This is a genomic window from Vibrio sp. 2017_1457_13, assembly GCF_030851525.1.
In the GTDB taxonomy this organism is placed as follows: domain Bacteria; phylum Pseudomonadota; class Gammaproteobacteria; order Enterobacterales; family Vibrionaceae; genus Vibrio; species Vibrio metschnikovii.
In genome coordinates this window covers 303481-329626 of record NZ_VHTA01000005.1, presented here as the reverse complement: position 1 = coordinate 329626, position 26146 = coordinate 303481, and the positions used below count along the sequence as shown (strand labels likewise).

Annotated in this window: 25 protein-coding genes; 12 read left to right on the top strand and 13 right to left on the bottom strand. The window is 44.4% G+C overall.

The genetic code is table 11. The annotated features are described in order from the left end of the window. The first annotated feature begins 16 nt into the window (after positions 1–16). A complete protein-coding gene (locus tag FKN88_RS09050) occupies positions 17–265 on the top strand; it encodes a hypothetical protein (RefSeq protein WP_306687400.1) in 249 nt (82 codons plus the stop codon). A gap of 38 nt (positions 266–303) precedes the next feature. On the opposite strand, the gene yghU is transcribed toward FKN88_RS09050, so the two are convergent. Further along, complete coding sequence (yghU, locus tag FKN88_RS09045) at positions 304–1164, bottom strand: glutathione-dependent disulfide-bond oxidoreductase (protein ID WP_217536670.1); 861 nt, start codon at positions 1162–1164, stop codon at positions 304–306. A 459-nt stretch (positions 1165–1623) separates the two neighbouring features. Between yghU and FKN88_RS09040 the strand changes: the two genes are divergently transcribed. From FKN88_RS09040 to panF, 4 genes are all read left to right on the top strand, one after another. Next, the gene (locus FKN88_RS09040; RefSeq protein ID WP_004397054.1) at positions 1624–1836 is read left to right on the top strand and encodes a cold-shock protein; all 213 of its coding nucleotides are present in this window, start codon (positions 1624–1626) and stop codon (positions 1834–1836) included. Between the two features lie 244 nt (positions 1837–2080). Beyond that, positions 2081–2239 (top strand): hypothetical protein, encoded by a 159-nt coding sequence (locus FKN88_RS09035; protein ID WP_004397053.1) that lies wholly within the window; start codon positions 2081–2083, stop codon positions 2237–2239. A 326-nt stretch (positions 2240–2565) separates the two neighbouring features. After that, positions 2566–2847, top strand: coding sequence for a YhdT family protein (locus tag FKN88_RS09030; RefSeq protein WP_004397051.1), 282 nt, complete (start codon positions 2566–2568; stop codon positions 2845–2847). After that, positions 2840–4306, top strand: coding sequence for a sodium/pantothenate symporter (gene panF, locus FKN88_RS09025; protein ID WP_306687401.1), 1467 nt, complete (start codon positions 2840–2842; stop codon positions 4304–4306). Before FKN88_RS09030 ends, panF begins: the two co-directional genes overlap by 8 nt. A 113-nt stretch (positions 4307–4419) precedes the next feature. Here the strand turns inward: panF and FKN88_RS09020 are convergent, their stop codons facing one another. The 6 genes from FKN88_RS09020 to FKN88_RS08995 all read right to left on the bottom strand — a co-directional run bounded on the left by FKN88_RS09020 (position 4420) and on the right by FKN88_RS08995 (position 10161). Continuing rightward, the gene (locus FKN88_RS09020; protein WP_158145121.1) at positions 4420–5613 is read right to left on the bottom strand and encodes an acetate/propionate family kinase; all 1194 of its coding nucleotides are present in this window, start codon (positions 5611–5613) and stop codon (positions 4420–4422) included. A 210-nt stretch (positions 5614–5823) separates the two neighbouring features. Beyond that, a complete protein-coding gene (vctC, locus tag FKN88_RS09015; RefSeq protein WP_158137056.1) occupies positions 5824–6585 on the bottom strand; it encodes an iron chelate ABC transporter ATP-binding protein VctC in 762 nt (253 codons plus the stop codon). Between the two features lie 6 nt (positions 6586–6591). After that, entirely contained in the window at positions 6592–7542 is a 951-nt protein-coding gene (gene vctG / locus FKN88_RS09010) for an iron chelate uptake ABC transporter permease subunit VctG (RefSeq protein ID WP_161426640.1), read from the bottom strand. Continuing rightward, positions 7532–8470 (bottom strand): iron chelate uptake ABC transporter permease subunit VctD, encoded by a 939-nt coding sequence (vctD, locus tag FKN88_RS09005; RefSeq protein WP_158137058.1) that lies wholly within the window; start codon positions 8468–8470, stop codon positions 7532–7534. Before vctD ends, vctG begins: the two co-directional genes overlap by 11 nt. A gap of 273 nt (positions 8471–8743) precedes the next feature. After that, positions 8744–9652 carry a siderophore ABC transporter substrate-binding protein gene (locus FKN88_RS09000; protein ID WP_161439043.1) on the bottom strand — a complete coding sequence of 303 codons (909 nt, stop codon included), beginning with the start codon at positions 9650–9652 and terminating at the stop codon, positions 8744–8746. A 230-nt stretch (positions 9653–9882) separates the two neighbouring features. Continuing rightward, a complete protein-coding gene (locus FKN88_RS08995) occupies positions 9883–10161 on the bottom strand; it encodes a hypothetical protein (RefSeq protein WP_161425164.1) in 279 nt (92 codons plus the stop codon). Between the two features lie 323 nt (positions 10162–10484). Here FKN88_RS08995 and emrD point away from each other — a divergent pair, with 323 nt between their 5' ends. Continuing rightward, entirely contained in the window at positions 10485–11690 is a 1206-nt protein-coding gene (gene emrD / locus FKN88_RS08990; RefSeq protein WP_161425163.1) for a multidrug efflux MFS transporter EmrD, read from the top strand. A gap of 102 nt (positions 11691–11792) precedes the next feature. On the opposite strand, the gene FKN88_RS08985 is transcribed toward emrD, so the two are convergent. Both FKN88_RS08985 and FKN88_RS08980 read right to left on the bottom strand, forming a co-directional pair. Continuing rightward, positions 11793–12266, bottom strand: a complete 474-nt coding sequence (locus tag FKN88_RS08985; RefSeq protein WP_170904377.1) for a hypothetical protein — start codon at positions 12264–12266, stop codon at positions 11793–11795. A 33-nt stretch (positions 12267–12299) separates the two neighbouring features. Then, the gene (locus tag FKN88_RS08980; RefSeq protein ID WP_306687402.1) at positions 12300–12815 is read right to left on the bottom strand and encodes a nicotinate-nicotinamide nucleotide adenylyltransferase; all 516 of its coding nucleotides are present in this window, start codon (positions 12813–12815) and stop codon (positions 12300–12302) included. 130 nt (positions 12816–12945) lie between these two features. Between FKN88_RS08980 and nadE the strand changes: the two genes are divergently transcribed. Then, positions 12946–13785 (top strand): ammonia-dependent NAD(+) synthetase, encoded by an 840-nt coding sequence (nadE, locus tag FKN88_RS08975; RefSeq protein ID WP_154170933.1) that lies wholly within the window; start codon positions 12946–12948, stop codon positions 13783–13785. A 415-nt stretch (positions 13786–14200) separates the two neighbouring features. Continuing rightward, positions 14201–15526, top strand: a complete 1326-nt coding sequence (locus FKN88_RS08970) for an anaerobic C4-dicarboxylate transporter (protein WP_004397015.1) — start codon at positions 14201–14203, stop codon at positions 15524–15526. Between the two features lie 93 nt (positions 15527–15619). Here the strand turns inward: FKN88_RS08970 and FKN88_RS08965 are convergent, their stop codons facing one another. Beyond that, positions 15620–16528 carry an aldo/keto reductase family oxidoreductase gene (locus FKN88_RS08965; protein WP_154170931.1) on the bottom strand — a complete coding sequence of 303 codons (909 nt, stop codon included), beginning with the start codon at positions 16526–16528 and terminating at the stop codon, positions 15620–15622. 136 nt (positions 16529–16664) lie between these two features. Then, positions 16665–17153 (bottom strand): hypothetical protein, encoded by a 489-nt coding sequence (locus tag FKN88_RS08960; protein WP_306687403.1) that lies wholly within the window; start codon positions 17151–17153, stop codon positions 16665–16667. Between the two features lie 310 nt (positions 17154–17463). On the opposite strand from FKN88_RS08960, the gene FKN88_RS08955 reads away from it, so the two are divergent. The 3 genes from FKN88_RS08955 (at position 17464) to FKN88_RS08945 (ending at position 23618) form a co-directional block, all read left to right on the top strand. Then, the gene (locus tag FKN88_RS08955) at positions 17464–19509 is read left to right on the top strand and encodes an alpha-amylase (RefSeq protein ID WP_306687404.1); all 2046 of its coding nucleotides are present in this window, start codon (positions 17464–17466) and stop codon (positions 19507–19509) included. A 523-nt stretch (positions 19510–20032) separates the two neighbouring features. After that, entirely contained in the window at positions 20033–21265 is a 1233-nt protein-coding gene (locus tag FKN88_RS08950; protein WP_306687405.1) for an outer membrane protein transport protein, read from the top strand. Positions 21266–21281: 16 nt separating this feature from the next. Then, entirely contained in the window at positions 21282–23618 is a 2337-nt protein-coding gene (locus FKN88_RS08945) for a VolA/Pla-1 family phospholipase (protein ID WP_306687406.1), read from the top strand. A gap of 88 nt (positions 23619–23706) precedes the next feature. Here the strand turns inward: FKN88_RS08945 and ompW are convergent, their stop codons facing one another. Together ompW and ppiC are read right to left on the bottom strand one after the other, a co-directional pair. After that, on the bottom strand, positions 23707–24351 hold the full coding sequence (ompW, locus tag FKN88_RS08940; protein ID WP_306687407.1) for an outer membrane protein OmpW: 645 nt from the start codon (positions 24349–24351) through the stop codon (positions 23707–23709). A 323-nt stretch (positions 24352–24674) separates the two neighbouring features. Further along, a complete protein-coding gene (gene ppiC / locus FKN88_RS08935) occupies positions 24675–24953 on the bottom strand; it encodes a peptidylprolyl isomerase PpiC (protein ID WP_072671031.1) in 279 nt (92 codons plus the stop codon). 184 nt (positions 24954–25137) lie between these two features. Between ppiC and FKN88_RS08930 the strand changes: the two genes are divergently transcribed. After that, positions 25138–26064, top strand: a complete 927-nt coding sequence (locus FKN88_RS08930) for a chemotaxis protein (protein ID WP_040905299.1) — start codon at positions 25138–25140, stop codon at positions 26062–26064. Positions 26065–26146: the final 82 nt, after the last annotated feature.

Sequence of the window (26146 nt, the reverse complement as noted above, 5' to 3'; positions counted from 1 at the left end):
TTTTGGGAGACAGCTTATGTATCGAGTATTAGTAACCACCTTGACATTAATCTGCGGTTTTTTCGCCTTAATCTTTGGCTTACTGCTCGCGATTCCACTCACCTTGATCGCCATCATTAGCGGCAAGCGGTTAGAAAGGCAGCTAAGACGCCGCCCTTTTCATCAAGCTCACAATAACGAAAGTGAACATGTTATTGAAGGTGAGTTCGAAGAAGTACCACATCGCGAACAACATTCCGAACAACGTAGCGATAACCGTCAATAACATTAAGGTGGCGTCGTACTTCACTGGACGATTTCAACTTACTTCGGTTGCTGTGCCAATACGCGATCAATGTCTTGTGCGTTATGACGCTCAGCTAACTGCTCCCAAGCCTCTCCCCATGTTCGGTTGACAATTCGACCACGTTGCACCGCCGGACGCTCTGCAATGGTTTTCGCCCAACGTTGCACGTGTTGATAAGATTGCACATCCAGAAACTCAGCCGCATTGTAAGCATTACCTAACACTAGATTGCCATACCAAGGCCAAATCGCCACATCAGCAATCGTATATTCTTCACCCGCAATATAGGTCTGTTTGGCCAGTTGTTTGTCTAACACATCCAGTTGACGTTTCGCTTCCATTGCAAATCGATTGATAGGATAAGCAAACTTTTCTGGAGCATAAGCATAAAAGTGACCAAATCCCCCACCCAAATAAGGCGCGGAACCTTGCAACCAAAACAACCAATTCATCACTTCTGTACGTTCGGGCAACGCTTGTGGTAAAAAGTGACCAAATTTCTCCGCAAGATAGAGCAAAATATTACCCGATTCAAAAACGCGAATCGGCGACGCGAACGAACGATCCATTAATGCAGGGATTTTCGAGTTAGGATTGACCTCAACAAACCCAGATCCGAATTGCTCACCATCACCAATTTTTATCAAAAAGGCATCGTACTCAGCTTGGTGAATACCTAATGCTAATAACTCTTCTAACAAGATAGTGACTTTTTGCCCGTTAGGTGTCCCCATTGAGTAAAGTTGAATCGGGTGTTGACCTATCGGTAACACTTGTTCGAAACGAGAACCAGAATCAGGTCGGTTAATACTTGCCCATTGTCCGCCATTTTCACTCTCCATGGTCCAAACCTTAGGGGGTACATATGCTTGTGTCATGACACTCTCCTTGTTGTTATTATCTTGTCAGTAAACCTTGCCGAAACATCGTTTATACCCAAACGACTTGGCGTTGCAGGTAGGCGGCAAGTGATTGAATCCCCATGAGCATAGGCAAACGATGTGATTGGGGTGAACGAACATAGCCAACACCGCTGCAGCTTCAAGTAGGAAGGGTATACTCATTGTTAATTAACTAAGATATTGGGGCTGTTTCCAAACGTTCAAGCGATACAACGATCATCTCGAAATAAATAAGTCTCGCTATTTACTCGGCAACGTGTATAGTGAAGTTGGCTCTTAAAGCAGAGTTGTTAATGTGACATAAAGTGTAAGTTTTTGCTCAGAAAACCATCGATACCCTTCGTTTAGTGCCTGTACAAGTTTACCTTCATCTACCATTCAATTGCTTATCTATCAGCCAACATTAATTTAGTATCATAAAATATAGAGGTAATTATGTCAGGTAAAGTGACAGGTTCAGTAAAATGGTTCAACGAAACTAAAGGTTTCGGTTTTCTTACTCCAGATAACGGTGGAAGTGATGTTTTTGTTCACTTCAACTCAATCGCATCTGAAGGATTCAAAACTCTCGCTGAAGGCCAAAAAGTAAGCTTCAACGTTGAGCAGGGCAAAAAAGGCCCTCAAGCAGAACAAGTAACGGTTCTGTAATAGAATGTTGATGGCGTGATACTTTATCACGCCATTGTTTTATCCATCACTTCCTTCTCCGCTTTGAGAAAAGCTTGCCACTCACGATACCGCACGACCAATATTTCTCGTTGAAATAACACTGAAATAGAGGTGTTAACGATGATGCACGGATTACATTCACTTTTGTGCAACAAATCTAATAACTCGGTTCTTAGGCTGGCCTTTAATCCTCATTAGTGTACTAATAGGAATCATTTTTAAAATGGATGATACCAACATGGCAAAAGCACCAAAAAAAACCAAGACAGCCGCTCCTCAAGCGGACAGCAATGAGAAAATGCCGTTAACTCAGCACCAAACGCGTAAAAAAATTGAAGATATTCTTGAGCAAAGAGCCTTTGAAAAGCAGTATGGTGGATAAGTTACCGATGGCCGACTGCCTTTTAGCAGCCGTCATACGCTAAAAGGCCAACGCTTAAATGCTTTTCTCCTTATCTGATCTTAGAATTAAGCACCATTGACTCATCAATAACCATCTGTATCCAGCTGTTTCATTCATCCTGTACGATATTTTTTGTCTCCAACGCCATATTTGTAATACCATACCTCCCCTTAGAAACTCGCTATTCCCAAACTACTCGATCTTGTCATCATCAGCCTTGTTCACTATTACCATTGAACAAACGGATACCAATAATCCAACGTTAACTTCAAGTAGCTAGGGATACCTAATCACCGAGGAAACGGATGAATAACCGACAGCGTATTATTCAACAAACTCATCGCGAAGCATTAGCCGCTCTGATCCTCGCCTTGGGTTACTTTATCTGGTGGTATGTCACGGCTTATGGCTTCTCTGCGCCTTTTGATGATCTTGAATTGCCAGCACTCTACTTCGGTATGCCGTTGTGGTTTTTGCTGTCTTGTGTGGTAGGTCCAATAGTATTTACTCTTCTCTGCGCGTTAATGGTGGCATTCATTTATCGCGATATTAGTCTTGAACCAGATATGACGACCCGTGATGAATAATCAACTTCTCTTGCCTCTCATCATTTATTTAGCAGCCGTATTTGCGATTGCTTTTTTTAGCCGGCGTAGAACAACAGATGGCGGCTTTCTCAATGAATACTTTCTTGGTGGGCGCAGCATGGGGGGATTTGTGCTCGCAATGACGCTTGCTGCCACTTATGCCAGCGCTAGCAGCTTCATTGGCGGGCCAGGTGCCGCTTATAAACTTGGCTTAGGTTGGGTATTGCTCGCGATGATCCAGCTACCAGCAACCTGGTTAACTCTTGGTATATTAGGTAAAAAGTTTGCGATTGAAGCTCGTCGTCATAATGCGTTAACTCTCAATGATATGTTATACGCTCGCTTTAAAAGTCGTAGTGTGGTTATTTTGGCATCGACGTCTTTACTGCTGGCCTTTTTTGGTACGATGGTCGTGCAATTTGTTGGTGGAGCACGCCTATTACAAACGGTTACTGGGCTCTCTTATCAACATGGCTTAATGCTGTTTGCTTTTACTGTTGGTCTTTATACAACCATCGGCGGGTTTCGTGCGGTAGTAATGACCGATACCGTGCAAGGGATCATGATGTTAATCGGGACTTTTGTACTATTAGCAGGAGTGATCCACGCTGGTGGTAGCCTTGGCACACTAGTCACGGAACTGCATCGTATTGATCCTGCGTTAATTACCCCCTACGGCCCCGATCAATTCCTCAGCCAGCCATTTATGTTGAGCTTTTGGATACTGGTTTGCTTTGGCGTGATTGGGTTACCCCATGCCGCAGTTCGTTGTATGTCTTATAAAGACAGCCAATCGCTGCACAAGGGTATAGTCTTAAGCACTATTATGATGGCTTTGTTGATGTTTGGTACTCACTTATCGGGAGCATTAGGGCGCGCTATCGTGCCGGATCTTACTAGCCCAGATCAAATCATGCCGACCTTAATGATCACCGTTCTTCCGCCTTTATTGGCAGGGATTTTCCTCGCCGGCCCCATGGCGGCGATTATGTCGAGTATTGATTCACAGCTAATCCAAGCCTCGGCGACATTATTAAAAGATCTCTATCTTAACTATATTAATCCCAGACTCATCGATGAGCCGCAGGCAGAAAGTAAGCTGACTCGCTTATCTTTGTGGGTGACGATGATTTTTGCTTTGTTAGTTTTTTTTGCAGCCACCAATCCACCGGAGATGATTGTCTGGCTTAACTTAATGGCACTCGGAGGCTTACAAGCGGTATTTCTCTGGCCTTTGGTGCTCGGTTTATATTGGAAAAAGTCTTCATCGACAGGCGCATTGAGTTCAATGATCGTTGGGCTTTCCACCTACACGAGTTTAATGTGGTTAAAACCTGATTTAGCGGGCATCCATCCCATCGTCCCGACCCTACTGTGTGGATTACTCAGTTTTATTATGATGAGTTATCTAAAACCGGATACAAGGCAACAGCTTAAAGAAAGTATGGTTGAGCGTTAAGTGAAGCCAAGCAAGGTGCATTTTGATTGTTATTATTCTTTGGATGACCACAAGGTTAATAGAGACAAAAAAGCGAGCCATCGAGGCTCGCTAGCATGATTGTGAGTTAAAATTTACAGCAACTCAATCGACTGCTGGGCAATCACGAATTCTTCGTTCGTGGGGACAACAAGGACCACTGCGCCTAATGGCTCTGATCTGGCGATGATCCCAGCATTGCCGAAACGAGCCTGTTCATTCGCCTGCTCATCTTCTACAAAGCCAAGAATTTTTAAATTGCGTAAGATTTCACGGCGGATAGGCAGGGCATTTTCACCAATACCACCGGTGAAAATAATCCCATCTAAAGAATCCAAGGCAGCAAGATAAGAAGCGATGTATTTCGCCACGCGGTAAGTAAACACTTGGAAGGCTAACGTCGCGCCTTCGTGGCCTTGATCCATCGCTTCGAGAATACCACGCGCATCACTGGTTAAACCGGACACACCAAGGAAACCAGACGCTTTATTTAATGAGTTAAATACCTGCTCTTGCGTCCACCCTTTTTTCAACAAGAATTCGATGATCCCAGGGTCAAGGTCACCGCATCGAGTGCCCATCATCAAACCAGATAAGGGGGTAAAGCCCATACTGGTATCGACACTTTGACCATCTTTAATCGCACAAACGGATGCACCATTACCTAAATGCACCGAGATAAAACTGCTTTGTTCAATGGGCTTATTGAGCATTTTGGCCGCTTCACGGCTGACGAAGTAATGACTGGTACCATGAAAACCATATCGGCGAATGCCAAATTCGGTATAGAGCGATTTAGCAATACCACCGGTGTAAGCCTTCGGTGGCATCGTTTGGTGGAAGGCGGTATCAAAAACCGCAAACTGTGGCAGCTCAGGAAAAGCATGCATCGCTGCACGCATACCAATCGCATGAGCTTTGTTATGCAGCGGAGCTAAATCACTTAACGCTTCGACTTCTTGTACAATTTTCTCATCTAACTTAACGGTTTTTGTGAACTTTTCACCGCCATGAACGACGCGGTGTCCTATCGCCACCACCTCATCGATAAGACCGTAAGTTTTGACTAACTCAACCAGTTTTTCTACCGCTAACTGATGGTGGTTATTTTCACCTTGAATGGTGCAACTGGCTTTTTCTCCGTTACATTTCCAGCTCATTCGAGCATCATCCAGCCCAAAGCATTCACCGAGACCACTCAATACGGCATCACCCGTATTAGAATCAATAACCGCAAATTTCAGTGATGAGCTACCAGAGTTAATAACCAACACATACGAGTTCGACATGGGGAGTATCCTGTATTCGACTATGAGTTTGAAGCCTGCGCTTCTCTTTTTTCGTGCTACCCATTATTCAATAATTTTTGAATCTTTCAACTTTTGTTTTGTTGTTTTGCTCAGTTAAGCCGCTTCTTTTATTGATCTGTAACAAATAATCTATTCTTTTCTAGCGAGAAATATTTCTCTGCCCTTATCCGCCTTGATAAAAGCCTCATCTTAAGCGGTGTGATAAAGACACATTCTTTTCCCTTCCAGCTCTAATACTCGAAAAGGCGTTTCGTAAATGTCTTCTAGTACCGAAGCTTGGATCACCTCTTCTACCGACCCACTGGCTACTACCACTCCCTTTTTTAGAGCAATAATCCGATCGGAATAACAGGAAGCAAAATTGATATCGTGAATGACCACTACGACCGCTTTGTTTAAATCATGCGCCAGACGGCGGATCGTTTCCATAATCTGCAGTGAGTGTTTGATATCTAAGTTATTCAGCGGTTCATCCAAAAAGACACAATCGGTATCTTGAGCCATGACCATCGCGATAAACGCCAGCTGGCGTTGACCACCGCTCAATTCATCAAGGTATTTATGCTCCATGCTTTTAATATCAAGATAGGCAATCGCTTGATCAATGATCGCGTTATCCTCTACCGTGAGCTTACCTTGAGAATGTGGAAAACGTCCAAAAGCAACCAACTCACGCACAGTAAAGCGCATGGTCAGGTTGTTGGCTTGACGTAAAACGGACAATTTTTTGGCGAGGCTTTTGGTATCCCAATCCACCAATTCACGGCTTTCAATCCAAACTTTACCTTCATCACGTGACATTAAGCGGCTTGCCATTGATAACAAAGTGCTCTTGCCTGCCCCATTCGGACCAATAATTGAGGTCACCTGGCCTTTCGAAAATTGCGCGCTCGCTTGATGAACCACAGCTTGAGAGCCGAAATACTTGGTCAGTTTGTCTAATTGAATCATAACGGGCTACACCACTTTATTACGCAAGAGAAGAGAGAGGAAATAAATCCCACCAATGAAGTTAATGATCACGCTCAAGGTAGTCCCGAATGAGAATACGTTTTCTACTATCCATTGACCGCCTAGAAGGGCGACGACCGACATAGCAGAGCAGGCGATCAGCAGCACACGATGCTGATAAGAGCGTAACCATTCACGAGTTAAATTGGTCACCAGCAAACCGAAAAACATTACCGGCCCCACTAAAGCCGTCGAAATAGAAACCAACACGGCACTCAGCAACATCACATCACGCGTGGTGCGCTTGACATCAACGCCGAGGCTGATCGCATTATCATTATCGAGCCAAAAAACATCGAGCGTACGATGCATACGGAACAGTAAATAACTCACCACAAGTAATAGCGGTGATACGGCATAAACCAATTTCACGTTAACATTATTGAAACTGGCAAACATTTTGGCTTGTATCGCCGCAAAGTCATTTGGATCCATCAACATAATGAAAAATGAGGAAAAGTTCGAAAATAGTTGACCTAAAATAACCCCCAACAACAAAAGAACAATAATGTTATTGCGCTGACGGCGAAAATAGAAAGTGAAAAGCAAGCTCGAAAAAACCAGCATAGCAGCAACCGATAACGCAAAATTTAAATAGCTATTGAGCATAATCACGCTGAAGCTGCCAAATAAAACCACCACTAACACTTGCACCAAAAGGTACAAGGCGTCAAACCCCATGATACTCGGCGTCAAAATTCTATTGTGAGTAATGGTTTGAAAAGCTAAAGAGGATTGAGCAATAGCAATAGCAGCTACCACAATCGCTAACACTTTGGGGATCCGACGAGACAAAAAATACTGATAGTTATCGGCGTTAAGGCCAACGCTAATAAACAGAACGGCAAATAATAACGCCAGTACCATCATCAATATCGTTTTATGTTTATCTTGCATGCTGAGGACCTCTCAAAATCAACACGATAAACGCAATGCCGCCAATAATACTGATGATCATCGAAATCGGTATTTCATAAGGAAAAATCAGCACACGACTGATAATGTCGCAGAGTAGAACGAGGGAAGCGCCAAACAGCGCAGTGCGTGGAATATTTTTACGCAGGTTATCGCCATAAAAATAACTGACTAGATTAGGGACGATCAGTCCTAAAAAGGGCAATTGTCCAACGATCATCACTACCGATGCCGCCATAATGGAAACCAAACACACACCGAGAGTGAGCACTTGTTGATAATTAAGACCGAGATTAATCGCAAAATCTTTACCCATCCCAACAGCGGATATTCTTGCGGCATATAAATAGCTCAACATAGCGACCGGAATCGCAATATACAGCAGCTCGAAGTCACCACTCAGTAAATTAGCAAAATTAGCCACCGCCCAACCCGATAAGTTTTGTAATGCGTCGTAACGATAAGCGATAAAAGTCGCGGCAGATTGAACAACACTGCCAAAAATAATCCCAATCAGCGGAACAAACACCACATTCTTAAATTGAATACGTTGGATCAGTTGCACAAACATCAAGGTACCGATCATCGCCGTCGAGAAAATCAGTAATAAGCTCTCGCCATGACCAAAAATCACTAAGCTCAGCACGTAGCCAAGCATCGCACATTCGATCGTGCCGGACGTTGAAGGCGCAGCAAAACGGTTTTGACTAATTTGCTGCATGATAAGACCAGCAATGCTCAATCCACCACCGGCTAAAAGTACGGCCAATAAACGCGGTATACGGCTCGTCAACAACAATTGCCAAGCCACTTCATCCCCTTGCATCAACGCAGAAAAAGACAGTTGTCCCACACCAACGAACAAGGAAACTAAACTCAGTAATAGGAGCACGAGTAATAACTTTTTCAAAGTTAACCTCAAATAACGACAAAAATGAAATCAAATCTAGCAGAAGGTAAGCAAAGCCTAGAGCATCAATCTTATGATGATTAGAGAAAACCAGTTTCGTTAATCCACAAGCTTCAATAACGATTGGTTGATGATAGTTATCTAAGAGCGCTAACAGACTCAGAGCATCAACCAAGTCTGCTAGTGAACTAATGTAAACCATGTGAAACCGCTGGCTAATGACGATTCTTAAACATTAACAAGACCGCAGTCTCACACAGAAAACCAATAGGATTAATGAAGGCTAACTTGCATATCACTTAGCATCTGCTCGGTCGCGGTCACACCAGCAATCGATAAGTACCAAGCATTCAAATCTAAAAATACCATCCGATCTTGCTTATAGGCATCGGTCGCTTTAATCAACGGATTTTCAAATTCATCCCGGGTATGGCTTTGTCCTTTATTGACCAACTTATCGCGGTCGATAATAAACAGCGTTTGAGGGTTGTTTTGACGAATGTATTCGTAAGAGACTAAATTACCATGGTTAGCCGTTTGCTTGACCTGTGCGGCTTCACTGAATCCAAAATCTTTATAAATCGCAGCAAAGCGGGAATTCGCGCCAAAGGTGGTAATATTGCCACCAGAACTCATTACCGTCATCGCTTGTGCGTGATGCTGTTGATTGTAAGCGTTAACTTCAGCGAACTTTTTATCTAACTGGGCAATTTTTTCTTCAACTTTATCTTCAATAGCAAAAATTTTACCTAAATTGCGCCACTGAGCTTGAGTGCTCTGCCAATACGGTTGGTTATCATCCACCGCAAATACTACGGTTGGCGCAATTTTATTCAATTCATCATAAGCCGTTCGTGCAGCGCGCGGACCAGTAATGATCAGATCCGGTTTTTGCATAAAAATACGCTCAAAATCAGGCTCAAATAACGAACCTGCAGGAGCGTAATCGTCTCCTCGGTATTTGGCTAAATAATCCGGCAATTCGGCGACTTTTGAGACGGCGACAGGATTAATTCCAAAATAATCAACAGCGTCTAATGGGCCAACACCAATGACCACCACACGTTGAGGATTTTGCGGTAAGGTGGTTTTGCCCATTTGATGCTCAATGGTCACATTGGCGGCGTGGACTGACATTGAAGTGAGCAAGCCCAACGCTGCCCAACTGATTATTGATTTCATACGATTCCTTACTGGCGAAAATGACTGCGATATATTTTGATAAGCATTCGCATTAGTGTCGAGAACTATAACCAGTTCTGTTTTCCCTCGCAATAGCCATCGTCCGATTTGGTTAAGATTGAACGCTAAAATCCTTTAAGCACAATATTGACCATCGTCTGTCATTCATATTATTGATGATAAAAGACAATTAAAACGCTCTATCAATCGATTGAGAAAATCAACCGCAGTTATACTGGACGAAGAGTCAATAAGGTGATCAGTAGGCTAGCAAGCGTCGATCCCAATACACACAGTAAAAAACATAACTTCGCCGTATGCTGACGGGTGAAACGAACAATAAAAGGGGCTGAAATAAATATCCCGAGACAAACCAAACGTATATCGAACCATGCAAACCACGATAATAAGGTGACCACGCCAATCACACTAATGAGCCAACGTGACGAAACCGCCACTTTCATCCCCATCCCAACTAAAAAAACCACCGTTGCTAACCACGCTAACATAAACACCACATATGATATTGATTCTCATTTAAATAATGTAGAGACTCCAAAGACCGAAAGCAATAGCCAGCCTAAAAAAAACCTTACCATTAACGTGGCATTAATTCATATCATCCAATAATAGGTTAAGTTAGCACCATCAATTCGGATTAGTTTATCTAATCATAAGTATAGAATTATATCGTGCTAGCTTCATCACTTTTTAATTGATTAACCGTATACTGATGACTAATATCACGCGCCGTAAACACTGGTTTGCTGGTTGTTTTTATTCATCCTTGATATCAATCCTCACGCTTTAATGTTGTTAGGTGGAGAACGTAATGTCGGCAACATTTCCATTAGTCAAATTGACTTTCTTGATCGCGATTTTAGCGGCGGTAGGTCAAATGACACAAACCATGTATGTCCCATCTATTGGTCATATGGCTGGAGAGTTTTTAGTTTCTCCATCAGCGCTACAAGCCGTGATGGCGTGTTATTTGATTCCCTATGGTCTATCACAGTTTGCTTATGGGCCACTGTCTGACCGCTTAGGCCGAAAGCCGATCATCATTGTCGGATTGATTATTTATATTTTCGGGACTTTGATGGCATTATTCGCTCATCAGTACCACTGGTTTTTAGCCGGTAGTTTTATTCAAGGTCTTGGTATTGGCTGTGGTGGCGCGATGTGCCGTACACTCACCCGTGACTGTTTTACCGGCAGTAAACTTCATCAAGCCAACAGCTTGATCAGTATGTGTTTGATTTTCTCACCACTGATTGCGCCAGTATTGGGTGGCTACTTAACCGAAGCGTTTGGCTGGCGATCTAGCTATCTGTTTTTATCGCTATTTGCAATTGCAGTGCTGATTACAATGCTGACTAGCCTAGTCGAGACCTTACCGAAAGCGAACCGCAGAAAAGAACCTGTGATGCGCAGTTATCAGTTTGTGATGTCGGATCACCGCTTTCAAGGTTACTTAATCTGCTTAGTCGCGACCTTCGCTGGTTTAGCGGTCTTTGAAGCGGCTGCAGGCGTATTATTGGGTGGCGTCTTAGCTCTGCCAGCGACGACCGTCAGCTTATTGTTTGTCACGCCCATTCCGGGTTACTTAGCTGGCGCTTGGTTATCTAGCGTCGTCGCGCAAAAATACAGCGAAAAACAAGCGTTGCGTGTCGGTCTAATGGCGATTTTTTGTGGCTCAATGATTGTCCTTATCCCTGGTCTATTTGACCAAACGACCGCATTAACACTCATTGGTGGCGCAACGGTGTATTTTCTCGGTGCGGGCATTTTGTTCCCCGCGGCGACAACCGGAGCGCTCAATCCGCTGCCTTACCATGCTGGTACTGGGGGTGCGATATTAGGCGGAATGCAAAACTTAGGCGCGGGCTTAGCCACGCTAACCGCCTCTTTGTTTCCTACGACTAACCAGCTTCCTCTGGGGATCATTATGTTATTGATGTCCATGCTGGCGATACTGGGTTTAAAGCGAGTCTACAAGCCGCAAGACCCATCACAGTCAATGCCACTACCAATTTGATATGACCATGTTCTTTCGATTTGAGGTTGTTTGAGTACAACCTCAAACAAACCAGGGGCGTAATCAATATGCCCCTGCTGCTTTGTGATTAATTTTTCAGGATTAAAAAGGGATTTCAAGCTGTAAAAACCAATCGGTTTGCGACATTTCATGCCAACGATAATCGAGACGTAAACGAGGTAAGCCGTTTCTCTTATCGCCATAAGCCAAGCTAAGCGCGACACCGTGATTTTTTAGCCACTCCTCTAAAGTCATTTCCGCTTCTTGCTCAGCAAGCTCGTCAGGCATCCAGACACTGACGCCAAAATAACCTTGCTGATAATTAGAACTGACCATCGGATCGGCCTTGATAACACTACTTGCAAGCCATCCCGTCCAGTAGTCATCCGGTTTCTCTAATCGATTCACCGACAAAGTCAGCCCAGTATAATTAGCTTCTCGCCACTCATCACACACCGTTTGATGGCTAAAAATAACCGAACGGATTGATAAAGATTGCTCAACGCCATCGTAAGGCGAACAGTCCATTACCGAGCTGGATAACATCAACCATCCCCACACTACTGGCTGCATCATTTGGCGATGACTCTTTGGGTATTTTGCATACGATTAGCGATACACCTGAAGTTGTTCAAGGAGCGCGGCAACACTCGGAGTGGTTAGACCTTGGATATTTTCTTTCGCGGCGATAGCCTGACGAATATCGGTACTACGAATGTTCACTTTTTCTGGGCAGACCATTACCGACCAATGCCGCACAATCTCTTCTGCTCGATAAAACTCGTGGAAACGAAAGAAGTTATCTGGACCAATCACAAATGTCAGTTCAGCATCAGGCCATTGGCTTTGTAAATGCGTCAACAGAGCATAGGTTGTCACGCTCTGATCCGGTTGCCATAACGCTTGCTCTATCGCCAACAACTCGATATGGCTGGTAGCCAAGTCTTTAATAAAAGCGTCGACTAAACGACAGCGTAATGTGTAATCCAGCATGGTTTTACCCCAAGCATGGCTAATGCTGGGGATTAATAATACGCGATCAAAATGGCTCAGCGACTCAAGGACATGTTTATGCCCTAGTGACGGTGGATTAAACGCACTACCAAAGACGGCCACTTTTTGCATCGTTTCCTCAATTCAAGACTCAGCCCGTATTCACGGTTTTCTAATTTCATGTTTGCGGTATGATATACCTAAGTCACCTCATTATGCGAGCCTTAGCCACCTCGGTTTAGCAAGCCAGAAAGGAAATCTTATGGAACACATCATTCGACAAGAAATGCGCGTACAACCGAGCATTGATCCTCACTTTGAAATTGAACGACGCGTCACGTTTATTAAACGCAAACTTTTAACGTCTGGTTGTCAATCGTTAGTCCTTGGGATCAGTGGCGGTGTCGATTCAACCACGTGTGGCCGCCTTGCACAGCTCGCCGTTGATCAACTCAATCAAGAACAACAAACGCAAGCTTACCAATTTATTGCTGTTCGCCTACCTTATGGTGAACAAAAAGATGAGCAAGAAGCTCAGTTAGCTTTATCGTTTATTCAACCCACTCATGCGGTCTCGGTCAACATTAAAGCGGGCGTCGATGGTTTACATGCAGCTTCGCATCAAGCACTCGCCAACACTGGCTTATTGCCTAATGATCAAGCCAAAGTCGATTTTGTCAAAGGCAATGTCAAAGCGCGGGCACGTATGATTGCTCAATATGAAATCGCTGGCTATGTTGGTGGCTTGGTACTGGGTACCGACCATTCTGCGGAAAATATTACTGGCTTTTATACCAAGTATGGTGATGGTGCCTGTGATTTAGCGCCGCTATTTGGCCTCAATAAGCGCCAAGTGCGCTTACTGGCCGCCACACTGGGTGCACCTGAAGTATTAGTTAATAAAGTCCCTACGGCTGATTTAGAAGAGCTAGCTCCACAAAAAGCCGATGAAGACGCGCTTAATCTCACTTATCAACAAATTGATGATTTTTTAGAAGGTAAACCCGTCCCTCGTTATGTGGCTGAACGTTTGATTCATATCTATCAAGTCACTCAACATAAACGACAGCCGATCCCAACCATTTATGACGAATCATTGTAACCAGCGTGGTGCATGATTCGGATTCACCTTCCGTTGCCTAAAAACAGCCGAGCATCCGCTCGGCTTTTTCTTGCTTTCAGCGTTAAAAAGTACACTTTGGCTACATTAACACCTTAAAAAGATTAACTTTTTCGGATTTTAATGGGACAAAGATCACAATAAGTCACTTCCATTTTTAAAATGTAAATATGTGTGAACTTCACTTCATACTTTTTGTGGATGAAATCAGAAAATACGCTGGTTAATCCGTTAATTACGCCAAGATATTCAACTTATTGAGCAATAAATCGTCTCAGTCACAGAATATTCACCCGGCTCACTTGAACAGCAAGATAGAGATGAAATACCGAGCATTTCTAGACACGCTATCCGAGTGAATTGGGATACCCAATTTTAATGATAAGGTCAGGTTAGTATGTTGTATTTGGAATTCTTATTCCTATTAATAGTGTTATACATTGGTTCTCGTTATGGTGGGATAGGCCTTGGTGTTGTCTCAGGCATTGGCTTGGTGGTGGAAGTCTTTATTTTTAAAATGCCGCCGACCTCGCCTCCGGTAACGGTCATGCTGATCATTTTAGCCGTGGTTACTTGTGCGTCGATCCTAGAAGCGGCGGGTGGCTTAAAATACATGCTGCAAGTTGCCGAGAAGTTGTTACGCCGTAACCCAAAGCAAGTCACCATGATTGCTCCTTTAGTCACCTACACCATGACTTTTCTGCTTGGAACGGGTCATGCGGTTTACTCGATTATGCCGATCATTGGCGATGTCGCATTAAAAAATGGTATTCGTCCCGAACGTCCGATGGCCGCCGCTTCCGTTGCTTCACAAATCGCCATTACGGCTTCGCCCATTTCTGCCGCTGTTGTTTACTATCTTGCAGAGCTATCGACAATTAATCACAACATCACGCTGTTATCTATTTTGATGGTATCGGTACCTGCGACGTTATTTGGAACCGTGTTGATGTCGCTCTACAGCATGCGTAGAGGTAAAGAGCTCGAGCAAGATCAGGACTATCAAGAACGCCTAAAAGATCCTATCTTCAAAGAGAAAATTCTTAGCACAACCGCCACATCATTAGATGAAGTCCTCCCAGCCGCGGCAAAGAATTCTGTCATGCTCTTTATTCTCTCGATTGTGATCATTGTTTTGATCGCCATGTTCCCTGAAGTCAGAATGATTTCGGGTAATAAGGCGATTGATATGGCGACCGTGATTCAAATGATGATGCTTTGTTTTGGCGGTATTATTTTATTAGTCGCTAAAGTTAATCCGAAAACCGTACCAGAAGGCGTCGTCTTCAAATCGGGGATGGTGGCTGCGATTGCCATTTTTGGTATTGCTTGGATGTCGGACACCTATTTTCAATATGCGATGCCACAATTTCGCTCAGGAATCATTGATATGGTGAACGCCTATCCTTGGACCTTCGCACTGGCATTATTTATTGTGTCGGTTGTGGTGAACTCACAAGCGGTCGTTGCGAAGATGATGCTACCGGTCGGTGTAGCACTGGGACTCGAACCTGCGTTATTGATCGGGTTAATGCCTGCGCTGTACGGTTACTTCTTTATTCCGAACTACCCTTCTGATATCGCTACCGTCAACTTTGATATGACGGGGACCACCAAGATCGGCAAATGGTATTTTAACCACTCATTCATGGCTCCCGGTTTAGTGGGCGTGATCAGTGCGTGTTGTGTGGGCTATGTGCTCGGACAAATTGTGATTGGTTAATCACTAATCCACTCAGCTGATAATAACCAGCCGCATCGTTTACGCTCGATGCGGCTGGTCTTTTGGTCATTACACAAGGTTAATCAATTAAGATCACGGAACGTTATGACCTTTGGATGCCACCCAAACTCGGTACCATTGTTCGCGGGTTAACGTTAGTGATAATGCCTCAACCGCAGCTTGTGTACGCTGGATATTGCCGGAACCGAGGATCACCACTGGGTTAGAGGGTAAACAACGCACCCAAGCATACACCACTTGATCGATACTCTGTGCGCCAATCTCGTCGCGTATTTCTTCAAGTACCTGACGTACTCGGGCAATTTGCTCACTCTGTCCGTTAAACAATTGACCACCGGCTAAACATGACCACGCCATCGGTCTGGTCCGTAAACGTTGCAATTGATCCAAAGTACCATCATGCGCAACTTGAATATTCAGCGGATTAATCTCAACTTGGTTGGTAATCAAAGGCTTAGATAAGCGTGATTGTAATAAGTCAAATTGAGCTGGAGAAAAGTTCGATACACCAAAATGTTTGACCTTGCCGACTTTATGTAAGTCCGAGAACACTTCGGCTACTTCATCGGCATTCATCAATGCATCTGGTCGGTGAAGCAATAACACATCAATTTCATTAACACCGAGACGTTGTAATGAATGATTGACCGACTGATAAAGGTGCGCTGAACTGGTGTCATAATGATTTATTTTTTGCGAAGGATAACTATCGCCGCACAATTTAATGTCGCACTTAGTAATGATTTGCAGTTGGTCACGTAAAGCTGGTTCAAGAGCCAAGGCCTCACCAAATAAACGTTCACATTGATAATTACCATAGATATCAGCATGATCAACGGTACTGATACCTAATTCAAGATGCTGCTTAATGAATGTTAAACGAGCTTGCGGCGTCATGTTCCATTCCCCAAGACGCCAGTACCCTTGCACTAGCTCAGAAAATTCTGGGCCTTGGGAAGCCATCGTGACTTTCTCAATCATTGTTTTTACTCCTTTATCTTGCTCTCTATTTAATTTTATAGATGAAACTTGCTACGCCACTTCCGATAAGCAAGCGGTTAAAATTAATCATTATCGATCACGGTTAACCAACGCACTTCAATATCCTTACCATCGGTCAATAACTCAACGTGTCGTCCAGACATCGACCACTGCTGCCGCTTCGGAAAACATGAGCATGATGGTTAAGAAATAAGATTAACTGGCGATCAACGTCAGAGCTGGTTTTATCGTTCCGTTGATCATCAACGGAAAAAATAGCCTCAGCGATCTGGACGCGATCAACTTGAAAGCCATCTCGGCGCAGCGCTAATTGCAATTGACTCCAGTCATGAGCCGAATAGGTCAGATGTAAGACTAACATGACTGGCTGTTCGTTCATAAAACGGATGCTTGCCCAAACTAATGTTGAGTAATAATAAAATTCATCACTGCACCATCGCAGCTGATCACTCTCCTCAGCGCACTCTAACCACTGGTGACTTTCTTGCCATTCAGACAAGGTCGGTAGAGCGTGATTGGGGTTGAGAAACGGTAACAAAAAATCTTCATGTACGGCTTGAGCAGGTAGGCTAAATAAACCAAACCATAATAGCCATTTACCCATCGTATGTTTCCTCGACCAGCTCTAGTACAAAAGTACAAACGAAAGAGAGCATACCTCTCTTTTCACAACCACATCATGCCGATTCTTAATCTCAGCAACAAGCGCCTTAGACTCTACGCCCCCATAGGCCAAGCAGTGAACTGCATCAAACTTTTAGGGCGTAGTCAGCAAGAATGATGTCAAGCGATACCCGACCACTTATGGTTAAGGATGAAATTCGGTTTACTCTCTTCCTCGCCTTTCTACCTCTGGCCAGCACAGCGGTGAATTGCCATTGGCAGGGGATATCATCATTCAAGGAATAAAAAGAATGAAACTGCACACGCTAACCTACGCAATGATGCTAGCCGCACCAGCGGTACTGGCCTCACCCAATATCACCATTTCGACCACCACCAATAGTCGAGATTTCCCACTCAGCACGACATCGCCGTTAGTCATACCGTTAACCAAGGATAACTACACGCTAAAAATCAGTGGTATTGAGGGCGACTGTCACGCTGACAGTGAACAAGCCGTTCGTTTTAATACTCCCATCAAGCTTAACTGTGGTGCCGTGACAGAATTACCACTGAATATCCGCTTTACTGGTGATTATGCGTTCAGTTTTGATGACCAACATAAAACCCTCGCCTTTGTTCGTCAGCCAACCACAGCGAAACAAACCGAATTTCAACGCCCGCTACCTTCGGTTGTTTGTGAGCAATATCAAGGTGGAGAGGTTACCTTGACCTTAGCCGATAGTTTTGCTGAAGGCACCGAATTAAAAGACGCGATGAGCGGTCAAATCGTTACGGTCAACAACGGGCAGGTCTCTTTAACACCCTCCCCAACCAGTGGCGGACTTATTCTGCTTGCTCCGCTAAAGAGTGAGCCACAGCCTTTCACTTATCGTAATGCCAATATCTATTTTGTTATGGTTGACCGTTTTTATAACGGTGATCCGAGTAACGATCACAGTTATGGCCGTAAAAAAGATGGCCAACAAGAAATTGGTACCTTTCATGGCGGCGATCTCAAAGGGGTAATTAAAAAGCTCGATCACATTAAAAGTCTTGGCACCGATGCGATTTGGCTCTCACCTATTGTCGAACAAGTGCATGGCTTTATCGGTGGTGGCGATAGCGGCTCCTTTCCTTTTTATGCCTATCACGGTTATTGGACGCGAGATTTCACCAAAATCGACGAAAACTTCGGCACCGATGAAGATCTCGCCACCTTAGTGGCAGAAGCCCATAAGCGAGGCATAAGAGTCCTACTCGATGCAGTACTCAACCATACTGGCTACGCGACTTTAGCGGATTTGCAGTTCGATGGCATTGACGTTGTCAAATCTAGCGCTCTGCCTGAAAAATGGAGCGATTGGACGCCAAAAACTGGCGAAACGTGGCACAGTTTTCATCAATATATTGATTATCAAAACTCAAATTGGCAGCAATGGTGGGGTAAAGATTGGGTACGTGCCGGGCTGCCGGGTTATCCAGCGCCGGGCTCAAGCGATTTAACCTTAACGTTAGCGGGATTGCCTGATTTTCTCACTGAAGCTGACGTGCCTGTCACGCCGCCTCAATGGCTAATCAATAATCCAGGAACACGAGTCCAAGCACGCGACAATTATACCGTCACTGATTATCTGATTGAGTGGCAAACCGATTGGGTAAAACGTTTTGGTATTGATGGCTATCGAATTGATACCGTTAAACATGTCGAAGGGGAAGTATGGCAACGCCTGAAATCAACCGCTAGCCAACGCCTTAATGAATGGCGCGCCAAACAGGGCAAACAAGGTGAACCGTTCTGGATGATGGGCGAAGTTTGGGCGCATAGCGCTTATCGTAGCCCATATTTTGATGATGGTTTCGATGCGCTGATCAACTTCGATTTACAAAAAAGAATGGACCGCGGCGCCGCTTGTTTAAGCACCATGGAGGATGTGTACCAAGCCTATTCGCAAACCCTCGCCAAACATGCTGATTTTAATCCGGTCAGTTACATGTCATCTCATGACACGGAACTATTTTTTGGGCGCTTTAAATCACTTGAGATGCAGCGTAATGCCGCGAATGTTCTGCTGCTCACTCCAGGAGCAATCCAAGTTTACTATGGTGATGAAGTCGCTCGCGAAGTCGGTCCTTATGCGGATGATTTTCATCAAGGGACTCGCTCTTCAATGAACTGGCAGTGGGATAACGATCGCGCAGCCTTACTGCAACACTGGCAAACCTTAGGCCAATTTCGCCAAAATAACCCTGCAATTGGTGCAGGAGTTCATCAACCAATCCCACAAGACAATGCTTACGTCTTTTCACGTACGTTAGACAATAATCGCGTCGTCGTCGCCTTTGTCGGCCAATAACTCTGTTTTTAAAACCCACCAAGCTGCTGTTTAGTCTCTAATAAACAGCAGCTTAAACTGCTTTTTTCTGGTCATTTCAAACAAAATCTTAGCCTAACGCTCAATCTCCTACTGGTACAACCACAAAATTTCTATAAGACATTGATGAAATGTACTTTTATAATCCGCCCCTCACACTAACAAAACCAAACATTTGACATTATTAAAACAAATTTTTAACATTAATTTTTTTGATGTTACAGACCTGAACGGCCTGAAGCTTCAGCTAGGTACCCCGTAAGTAAAACCTGATGAACATAAATACACCGTTTGATTATGGTGAACGCATCGAAGCCTACACCGCTGCAACTTCAAGTAAAAAGGGCTGCAATAATACTATGCCGACTAAATAAGAAGTGGCTAATCATCGGTCAAATGTTTGATTCACCCGCACACTAGCTTAGACGAGTGAATCAACCACTTCACCTCAATTGACGCTACCGCACCTTATTTTGGGCGATAATACACACTTAGGAACACGAGAATGAAAACCTTTCCCCGAACTCTGGTTGCACTTGCCGTTATAGCCAGCAGCTCAGTATACAGCGCTGGCTTTCAAGTTGCCGAGCATTCCGCCTCCGGTCTTGGCCGAGCTTTTTCTGGTGAAGGCGCGGTGGCAGATAACGCCAGTGTGCTAGCACGCAATCCAGCAGCCATGACTCGTTTTGAACGTGCTCAATTTTCTGGCGCCCTGAGTATCATCGATCCTGAAGTTGATGTTTATGATCTGAGCAATCAACAAAAAATGTCGGATATCGCTCCTCTCCAAGTGGTTCCAGCGGCTTATTATTTAAGCCCAATTAATGAACAGTGGAGCTGGGGAATCGGCCTTTTCACTACCTATGGTGTAGCAACCGATTACCCAACCGACATTTATGCTGGTGACATGGCAGGCGACACTGCGTTGATTTCGGTTAACCTCAACCCGAGCCTAGCGTACAAAGTCAATCAACATCTTAGTTTGGGCGCTGGGATTAATCTTGTTTATGCCCATGCAGAGCTCAATCGTCACCAAGGTGGCTTAGCGCCCACTTTAGGTGGTCAACCAAGTGATAAGCTGATCTCTATGGAAGGCGATACCTTAGGTTATGGCTGGAATATTGGCGCACTTTACTCAGTGAACGAAAATCACCGCTTTGGGTTTTCCTACCGCTCACAAGTCAAACTCGATTTTGATGATGGTACCTTTTCCAGCTATAACTCTGGCGCGGCCAGCAAGCCCGAGGTCGTCGGCCGCTTAAAACTTGATCTACCAGAAATTTGGGAAATATCCGCCTTTCATCAGCTCAATGATCAATGGGCGATTCACTATGGCTATCAACGCACCGGATGGCGTTCATTCAAAGAGCTCAAAGCCACTTCTGCTGAGTGTAAAGACGGTGTCTGCTTCCAAAAACCAGAAGACTATAAAGACAACGGCCGCTGGTCCCTTGGCACCACCTATCGCCTTAATCATGATTGGACACTGCGCGCTGGTTTAGCATTTGATGAACAAGCGGGTAAAGCCACCTTGAGCATTCCAGATAGCGACCGCTACTGGTATTCAGCCGGTTTTACTTACACTTTGAGTGATGCCATGACCCTAGATGCGGGCTTTGCATTAGTAAGAAGCAAGGAAGGTAACTTCACCGAAACCAACGCCGCAGGCCAAAGCTTGAATTTCAACACCAAAGCCAATGCCTATATCAGTGCCATCCAGCTCAATTACCAGTTCTAAATAGGTTAAGAAACCCATGAAAAAACTACTTAAAATTTCCCTGCTCTGCTCGGCTCTCTGGTTAGCGGGATGCGGCGATGACACGCAAAGCTCTGGCGCACCGACCATTAGCTATGAGCCACATATTGCAAAGGCATTAACTCGCGAAACACAGATTAAATTTCAGTTAAGCGGCGCGAACCCTTCGGTGCCGCTGCCATCGTATGCGTTAATGAACCCACAAGATGGCACCTTGAACTTACCCACGGATGGTGACAACTCGCCCAGTAATCCACGGGTTGCCATGAATCAGCTCGATGGCTGGTCAACCACAATGCCACTGTATCTGGATTTTACTGGCGGCAATTTGGCTACTGGCGCCATCACAGACGGTGTTTATCTAGTTGAACTGACAGATTCGATGACTGGCAGCCCACAACCAAAAGCTAATGTTGACTTTGTCGCCTTTAGCGATACTGCGACCAATAAGATTGCCATTTACCCAACTAAGCCATTAAACCCCGCGAGCAACTATATTTTAGCCATCACCAGTGAAGTTAAAGACGCACAAGGCAAGCCAATCGGCACCTCGAGTAGCTATGCGACCCTTAAATCTAAGCAGCGAATTTATAGCCAAGGACAATTAGCACAATTGCAGAAAATCACTCATGGCACGGAAGCCTTGTTTAGCGCGACGGTTGATGCCGAACAGATCGTATACAGCACTTGGTTTAGCACCCAATCGGTGGGCGATACTTTAAACGCTGTAGCTGCCGCAACGGCCTTCGGCGCGAGTAAAGGAACACCATTAGCGATTTGGCCGCAAACATTTGTCCATCAAAATGATGCTTATCAAATGAGTTTCAAATCTACTCAAAACTTTGAGACCGCTCTGGAAAATGATGCTCGTTTTATTAAATTTATTGCTGGCAACGAGCAAAGAGATGCGCTCATTGACACTTATAAGACATCGGGAGCAAAGGTTAATGTCACTCATGGCTCAGTGACTCTGCCTTACTACCTTGAAACCGGCGCCAATTGGAACACACAAGCGTTTAGTGCCGCTTCCCCCAGCCTAGCGAAAATCTCAGCAGCGTTAAAAGACCCTGTTGAGCAGGCTCATCTTGCCGCGCAATTGATCCGCGCTGGTATTGATCTTACCGAGCTTGCAACCAGTCAAGAACAGCAGATGAAATTAGTCGGTCTTGAGCTCACGAAAACCGATGGCAGCCGATTAGACAGCGAGCGTTTGATCACCCGCTATTCACCGCTGCCAAGTATTAAATCACTGCAAACCGTGCCGTTTTTACTTTTTACTCCCAAAACGGGCGAAGTTAAAAATGTGGTGATTTATCAGCACGGCATTACCTCAGCCAAAGAAAATGCTTACGCGTTTGCCTTTCGCCTTGCTCAAGCGGGTTTAGCGGTGATTGCGATTGATATGCCACTGCACGGAGAGCGCAGTTTAGACGAGCAGCGCTCAGCCAATACCAATGTGCTGGCCTATTTAAATTTAGCTAACTTACCCGTGGCCCGTGATAACGTGCGTCAAAGTATTTTGGATGTACTGGCGCTGCGCGCTGCGCTAACCCTGTCACAATCATCTTTCATCGGCTCGCCCCTTGAGAACGTCAATATTGCAACAGGCTCACAAATTAAACTGCTCGGTCATTCATTAGGTGGTATTGTCGGGCTGTCCGCACTGGCAGCAAGTGAGCAAGATTTAGGTAATCCTCAAGCGAATGCTCTCTATCACTTTAGCGCCGCAGCGATCCATAACTCTGGTGGTCGTATCGCGCCACTTCTGTTTGGTTCTGATGCTTTTGCACCGCAGATCAAACATAACTTAGCGCTGACTTCTGCTCAGTATAAGGCGTTTGCAGACACATACTGTATTGGGCAAACTGACTCCGCGTGTTACGGTATCTTTGAACAAAATGCAACTGAACTACAAAAAGCGCAATTAAACGCACTGTTTGCTCAGTTTAGCTTTGCCGCTCAATCGGTGCTCGACAGCATAGATCCAATGGCGAATTTAGCTTCGGGCATTACAACGCCGTTATTGCTGACTCAAGTTCACAATGACGATACAGTGCCGAATGTCACCAAAGAAGCAGGTATACTGCCATTTGCTGGCACAGAGCCAGTGGCGAGCTTACTTGGATTAGAATGGATTAATAAAAACAGTTCTAGCGTAACAAAGAATGAAAAAGTATTTATTCAGTATAATGCTACAGCTAAGCACTCAACCTTTATTACTCCACAAAATGGTATATTGGATTGGGTTCACCACGGTCAAATGCAAGAACAAACCGTCAAGTTTTTCCTTAATAACCAATTGAATGGTGAGATTCCAGAAACCGTATTGCACTAATTAATCAAACCGCAAAGCGGTAAAATAGAAAACAATAAAGGCAGGATTTCCTGCCTTTATTGTTGCTGAGCGTTATCAAGTCAATCGGTTAGAACTTATAACCGCCAGAGATCATAAATACCCAAGGATTAATTTTTACATCGGTGGATTGGGCATCAACACCCGCTTTATATTTTGCTGTGGTTTCAATATTGGCGTACCAAACTGATGCGTTAAAGAACCAGTTATCATCGAGCATATAGTCGACACCAACATTGGCCGCTAGACCCCAAGAATCATCCAGTTTTAAATCACTAAGCCCGGCTGTTTTTCCAGTATCATTAAACTTTTCATCAAAGAAATTGGTGTAGTTAAGGCCTGCGCCAACATAAGGACGCCATGAGCTGCCCGCTTCGCCAAAATAGTACTGGACCATCACCGTCGGTGGTAAATGCTTAGTTTTACCGATATCCCCTAAACCGCCAAGATCGGTCGAGATCTTATGCGAGAAAGGCGTTGCGGCTAATAACTCAATACTGAAATTATCCGTCAACATATAACCGAGCGTTAAGCCCAGCTGAGTATTACTGTTCACCGACAGTTCATTTTGCGAACCAAGAATTTTATCACTGCTATCGTTAGGTACCACGCTAGCGATACCCGCACGCACCAAAATATCCCCTTGCTGATGAGCAAGCACTGAAGTTGAAGCTAAAATGGTAAGGACAGCTAATCCACAGACTGTTTTTTTCATGCTACTTTCCTTTTGTTGGGCTAATTATTCTTTTTGTTGGCGCGCACAGTAGCATATAAAAACCACACTATTTTGATGGAAATCAATTTGTGAATTTTTTTGGTTAAAAATATGAAAATCTGTAAACTTTGTCACAATAAATACTCAAGCAACACAATCATCTAATGCAAACTAGGCGTGCCACGCAAAAAGCAAGCTAACCGTAAGCGCATTCGGCGATGTTGATTGAGTCAGTCATCATGAGTATGGAAACAATAGACTTGGCTCAAAAGACGCTACCGCAGCGCGGCAGCTTCAGTAGAAAAGAACAGTTCACTACAACACTAGGTACGGTAAAGTACTTTTATTACATGCCAACCAAACTTGGTTTTCACTAATTGCGGCGTCAAAATTTCACCCTGAAAGCACGCTTTATCAAAGGCAGGAACCATTTGTCCTTGGCGAAACTCGCCTAAATCACCACCACGCTTACCCGATGGGCAAAGTGAATGCTTTTTGGCTAAGGTTTGAAATTTAGCGCCTTTTTTTAATTGCTGTAGTAATTCATCAGCTTGCTCTTTGTGCTTGACTAAAATGTGCAATGCAGCGGCTGTTTTCGCCATAGGGAAATACTCGATCTAATAACAAAGCTGCTGATTTTAACCAAAGCAGCCTCATAATGCATCTTTTCGATATTCATCGCTCGTCAAGAAGCTTTAACTGCTAAAAATAGCTCAATAGCGTTACGAAGCGGCAATTTTCAGTTACTATAGAGGGTGTAGTGTGTTTATTTTTGAGTAGTGTGTTATGGCCAAAACCGTCAGTAAAGCAAATCAGTCGCAAGGGATGTTGATGTTTACCCTCAACTCACAGCAACAGCTGTTTGCTATTGGAACGTTAAAAGTAAGGGAAATTGTCCCCTATTTACCGATGACGCAAATCCCGTATTCTCATCATCATGTGGTGGGAACGGTGACGATACGTAATCTAACGGTACCAGTGATTGATATGGCCGCAGCCATTGGATTTAGACCGATTACTCCTCAAGAATATAAACAGTGTTATTTGATTGTCACCGACTGCCTGCGCACTGTGGTTGCCTTTATGGTACGCGGCATTGAAAAGATCATCGAATGTAATTGGCGATCGATTGAATCTGCACCAGTGACAGCGGGCAATAATGTCTTTGTTACCGGGATCACTCGCTATCAAGATCGTATTGTTCAACTACTGGATGTCGAACTGCTGCTCTCAAAAATCTACCCACAATACGAATCCACCAAAGTGCCGATGCTGACCGATATTGAACGTGAGCGGCTTAAACCACTGAATATTTTACTGGTTGATGACTCATCAATTGCCCGTAAACAACTGGCCGATGCGTTAGATAGAATCAACATTCCTTATCAGATTTGTAAAAATGGGTTGGAGGCTATTGAACTAATGCGCCGCCTAGCTGATGAGCATAATGCGATTGACCTTTTAGTCAGTGATATTGAAATGCCCGGGCTTGATGGCTATGAGCTGGCTTTTGAGGTACAAAACGATTCTCGCTTAAGTCACGCTTATTGTATTTTGCACACCTCATTGTCGAGTGAAATTTGTGTCGATCGCGCTCATCAAGTTGGTGCACACGAGGCATTAGAAAAATTTAACGCCACTGAACTTATTGAAGCGATGCTCAGAGGAGCGAAAAAACTTGAATCGCAACGCTCGTCATCCCTCTCAATGTAATCCACGATAACAGCAAGATCGGCGGATTTTTGCAGCAAGATGAGCAAAAATCCGCTACGCTTAGCCCATAGAATTGATTAGC

What these genes read in the sequence shown, in the direction of transcription:
- FKN88_RS09050 (WP_306687400.1), top strand. Translation starts at nt 17, where the DNA reads ATGTATCGAGTATTAGTAACCACCTTGACATTAATCTGCGGTTTTTTC.
- yghU (WP_217536670.1), bottom strand. Translation starts at nt 1,164, where the DNA reads ATGACACAAGCATATGTACCCCCTAAGGTTTGGACCATGGAGAGTGAA.
- FKN88_RS09040 (WP_004397054.1), top strand. Translation starts at nt 1,624, where the DNA reads ATGTCAGGTAAAGTGACAGGTTCAGTAAAATGGTTCAACGAAACTAAA.
- FKN88_RS09035 (WP_004397053.1), top strand. Translation starts at nt 2,081, where the DNA reads ATGGATGATACCAACATGGCAAAAGCACCAAAAAAAACCAAGACAGCC.
- FKN88_RS09030 (WP_004397051.1), top strand. Translation starts at nt 2,566, where the DNA reads ATGAATAACCGACAGCGTATTATTCAACAAACTCATCGCGAAGCATTA.
- panF (WP_306687401.1), top strand. Translation starts at nt 2,840, where the DNA reads ATGAATAATCAACTTCTCTTGCCTCTCATCATTTATTTAGCAGCCGTA.
- FKN88_RS09020 (WP_158145121.1), bottom strand. Translation starts at nt 5,613, where the DNA reads ATGTCGAACTCGTATGTGTTGGTTATTAACTCTGGTAGCTCATCACTG.
- vctC (WP_158137056.1), bottom strand. Translation starts at nt 6,585, where the DNA reads ATGATTCAATTAGACAAACTGACCAAGTATTTCGGCTCTCAAGCTGTG.
- vctG (WP_161426640.1), bottom strand. Translation starts at nt 7,542, where the DNA reads ATGCAAGATAAACATAAAACGATATTGATGATGGTACTGGCGTTATTA.
- FKN88_RS09000 (WP_161439043.1), bottom strand. Translation starts at nt 9,652, where the DNA reads ATGAAATCAATAATCAGTTGGGCAGCGTTGGGCTTGCTCACTTCAATG.
- FKN88_RS08995 (WP_161425164.1), bottom strand. Translation starts at nt 10,161, where the DNA reads ATGTTAGCGTGGTTAGCAACGGTGGTTTTTTTAGTTGGGATGGGGATG.
- emrD (WP_161425163.1), top strand. Translation starts at nt 10,485, where the DNA reads ATGTCGGCAACATTTCCATTAGTCAAATTGACTTTCTTGATCGCGATT.
- FKN88_RS08985 (WP_170904377.1), bottom strand. Translation starts at nt 12,266, where the DNA reads ATGATGCAGCCAGTAGTGTGGGGATGGTTGATGTTATCCAGCTCGGTA.
- FKN88_RS08980 (WP_306687402.1), bottom strand. Translation starts at nt 12,815, where the DNA reads ATGCAAAAAGTGGCCGTCTTTGGTAGTGCGTTTAATCCACCGTCACTA.
- nadE (WP_154170933.1), top strand. Translation starts at nt 12,946, where the DNA reads ATGGAACACATCATTCGACAAGAAATGCGCGTACAACCGAGCATTGAT.
- FKN88_RS08970 (WP_004397015.1), top strand. Translation starts at nt 14,201, where the DNA reads ATGTTGTATTTGGAATTCTTATTCCTATTAATAGTGTTATACATTGGT.
- FKN88_RS08965 (WP_154170931.1), bottom strand. Translation starts at nt 16,528, where the DNA reads ATGATTGAGAAAGTCACGATGGCTTCCCAAGGCCCAGAATTTTCTGAG.
- FKN88_RS08960 (WP_306687403.1), bottom strand. Translation starts at nt 17,153, where the DNA reads ATGGGTAAATGGCTATTATGGTTTGGTTTATTTAGCCTACCTGCTCAA.
- FKN88_RS08955 (WP_306687404.1), top strand. Translation starts at nt 17,464, where the DNA reads ATGAAACTGCACACGCTAACCTACGCAATGATGCTAGCCGCACCAGCG.
- FKN88_RS08950 (WP_306687405.1), top strand. Translation starts at nt 20,033, where the DNA reads ATGAAAACCTTTCCCCGAACTCTGGTTGCACTTGCCGTTATAGCCAGC.
- FKN88_RS08945 (WP_306687406.1), top strand. Translation starts at nt 21,282, where the DNA reads ATGAAAAAACTACTTAAAATTTCCCTGCTCTGCTCGGCTCTCTGGTTA.
- ompW (WP_306687407.1), bottom strand. Translation starts at nt 24,351, where the DNA reads ATGAAAAAAACAGTCTGTGGATTAGCTGTCCTTACCATTTTAGCTTCA.
- ppiC (WP_072671031.1), bottom strand. Translation starts at nt 24,953, where the DNA reads ATGGCGAAAACAGCCGCTGCATTGCACATTTTAGTCAAGCACAAAGAG.
- FKN88_RS08930 (WP_040905299.1), top strand. Translation starts at nt 25,138, where the DNA reads ATGGCCAAAACCGTCAGTAAAGCAAATCAGTCGCAAGGGATGTTGATG.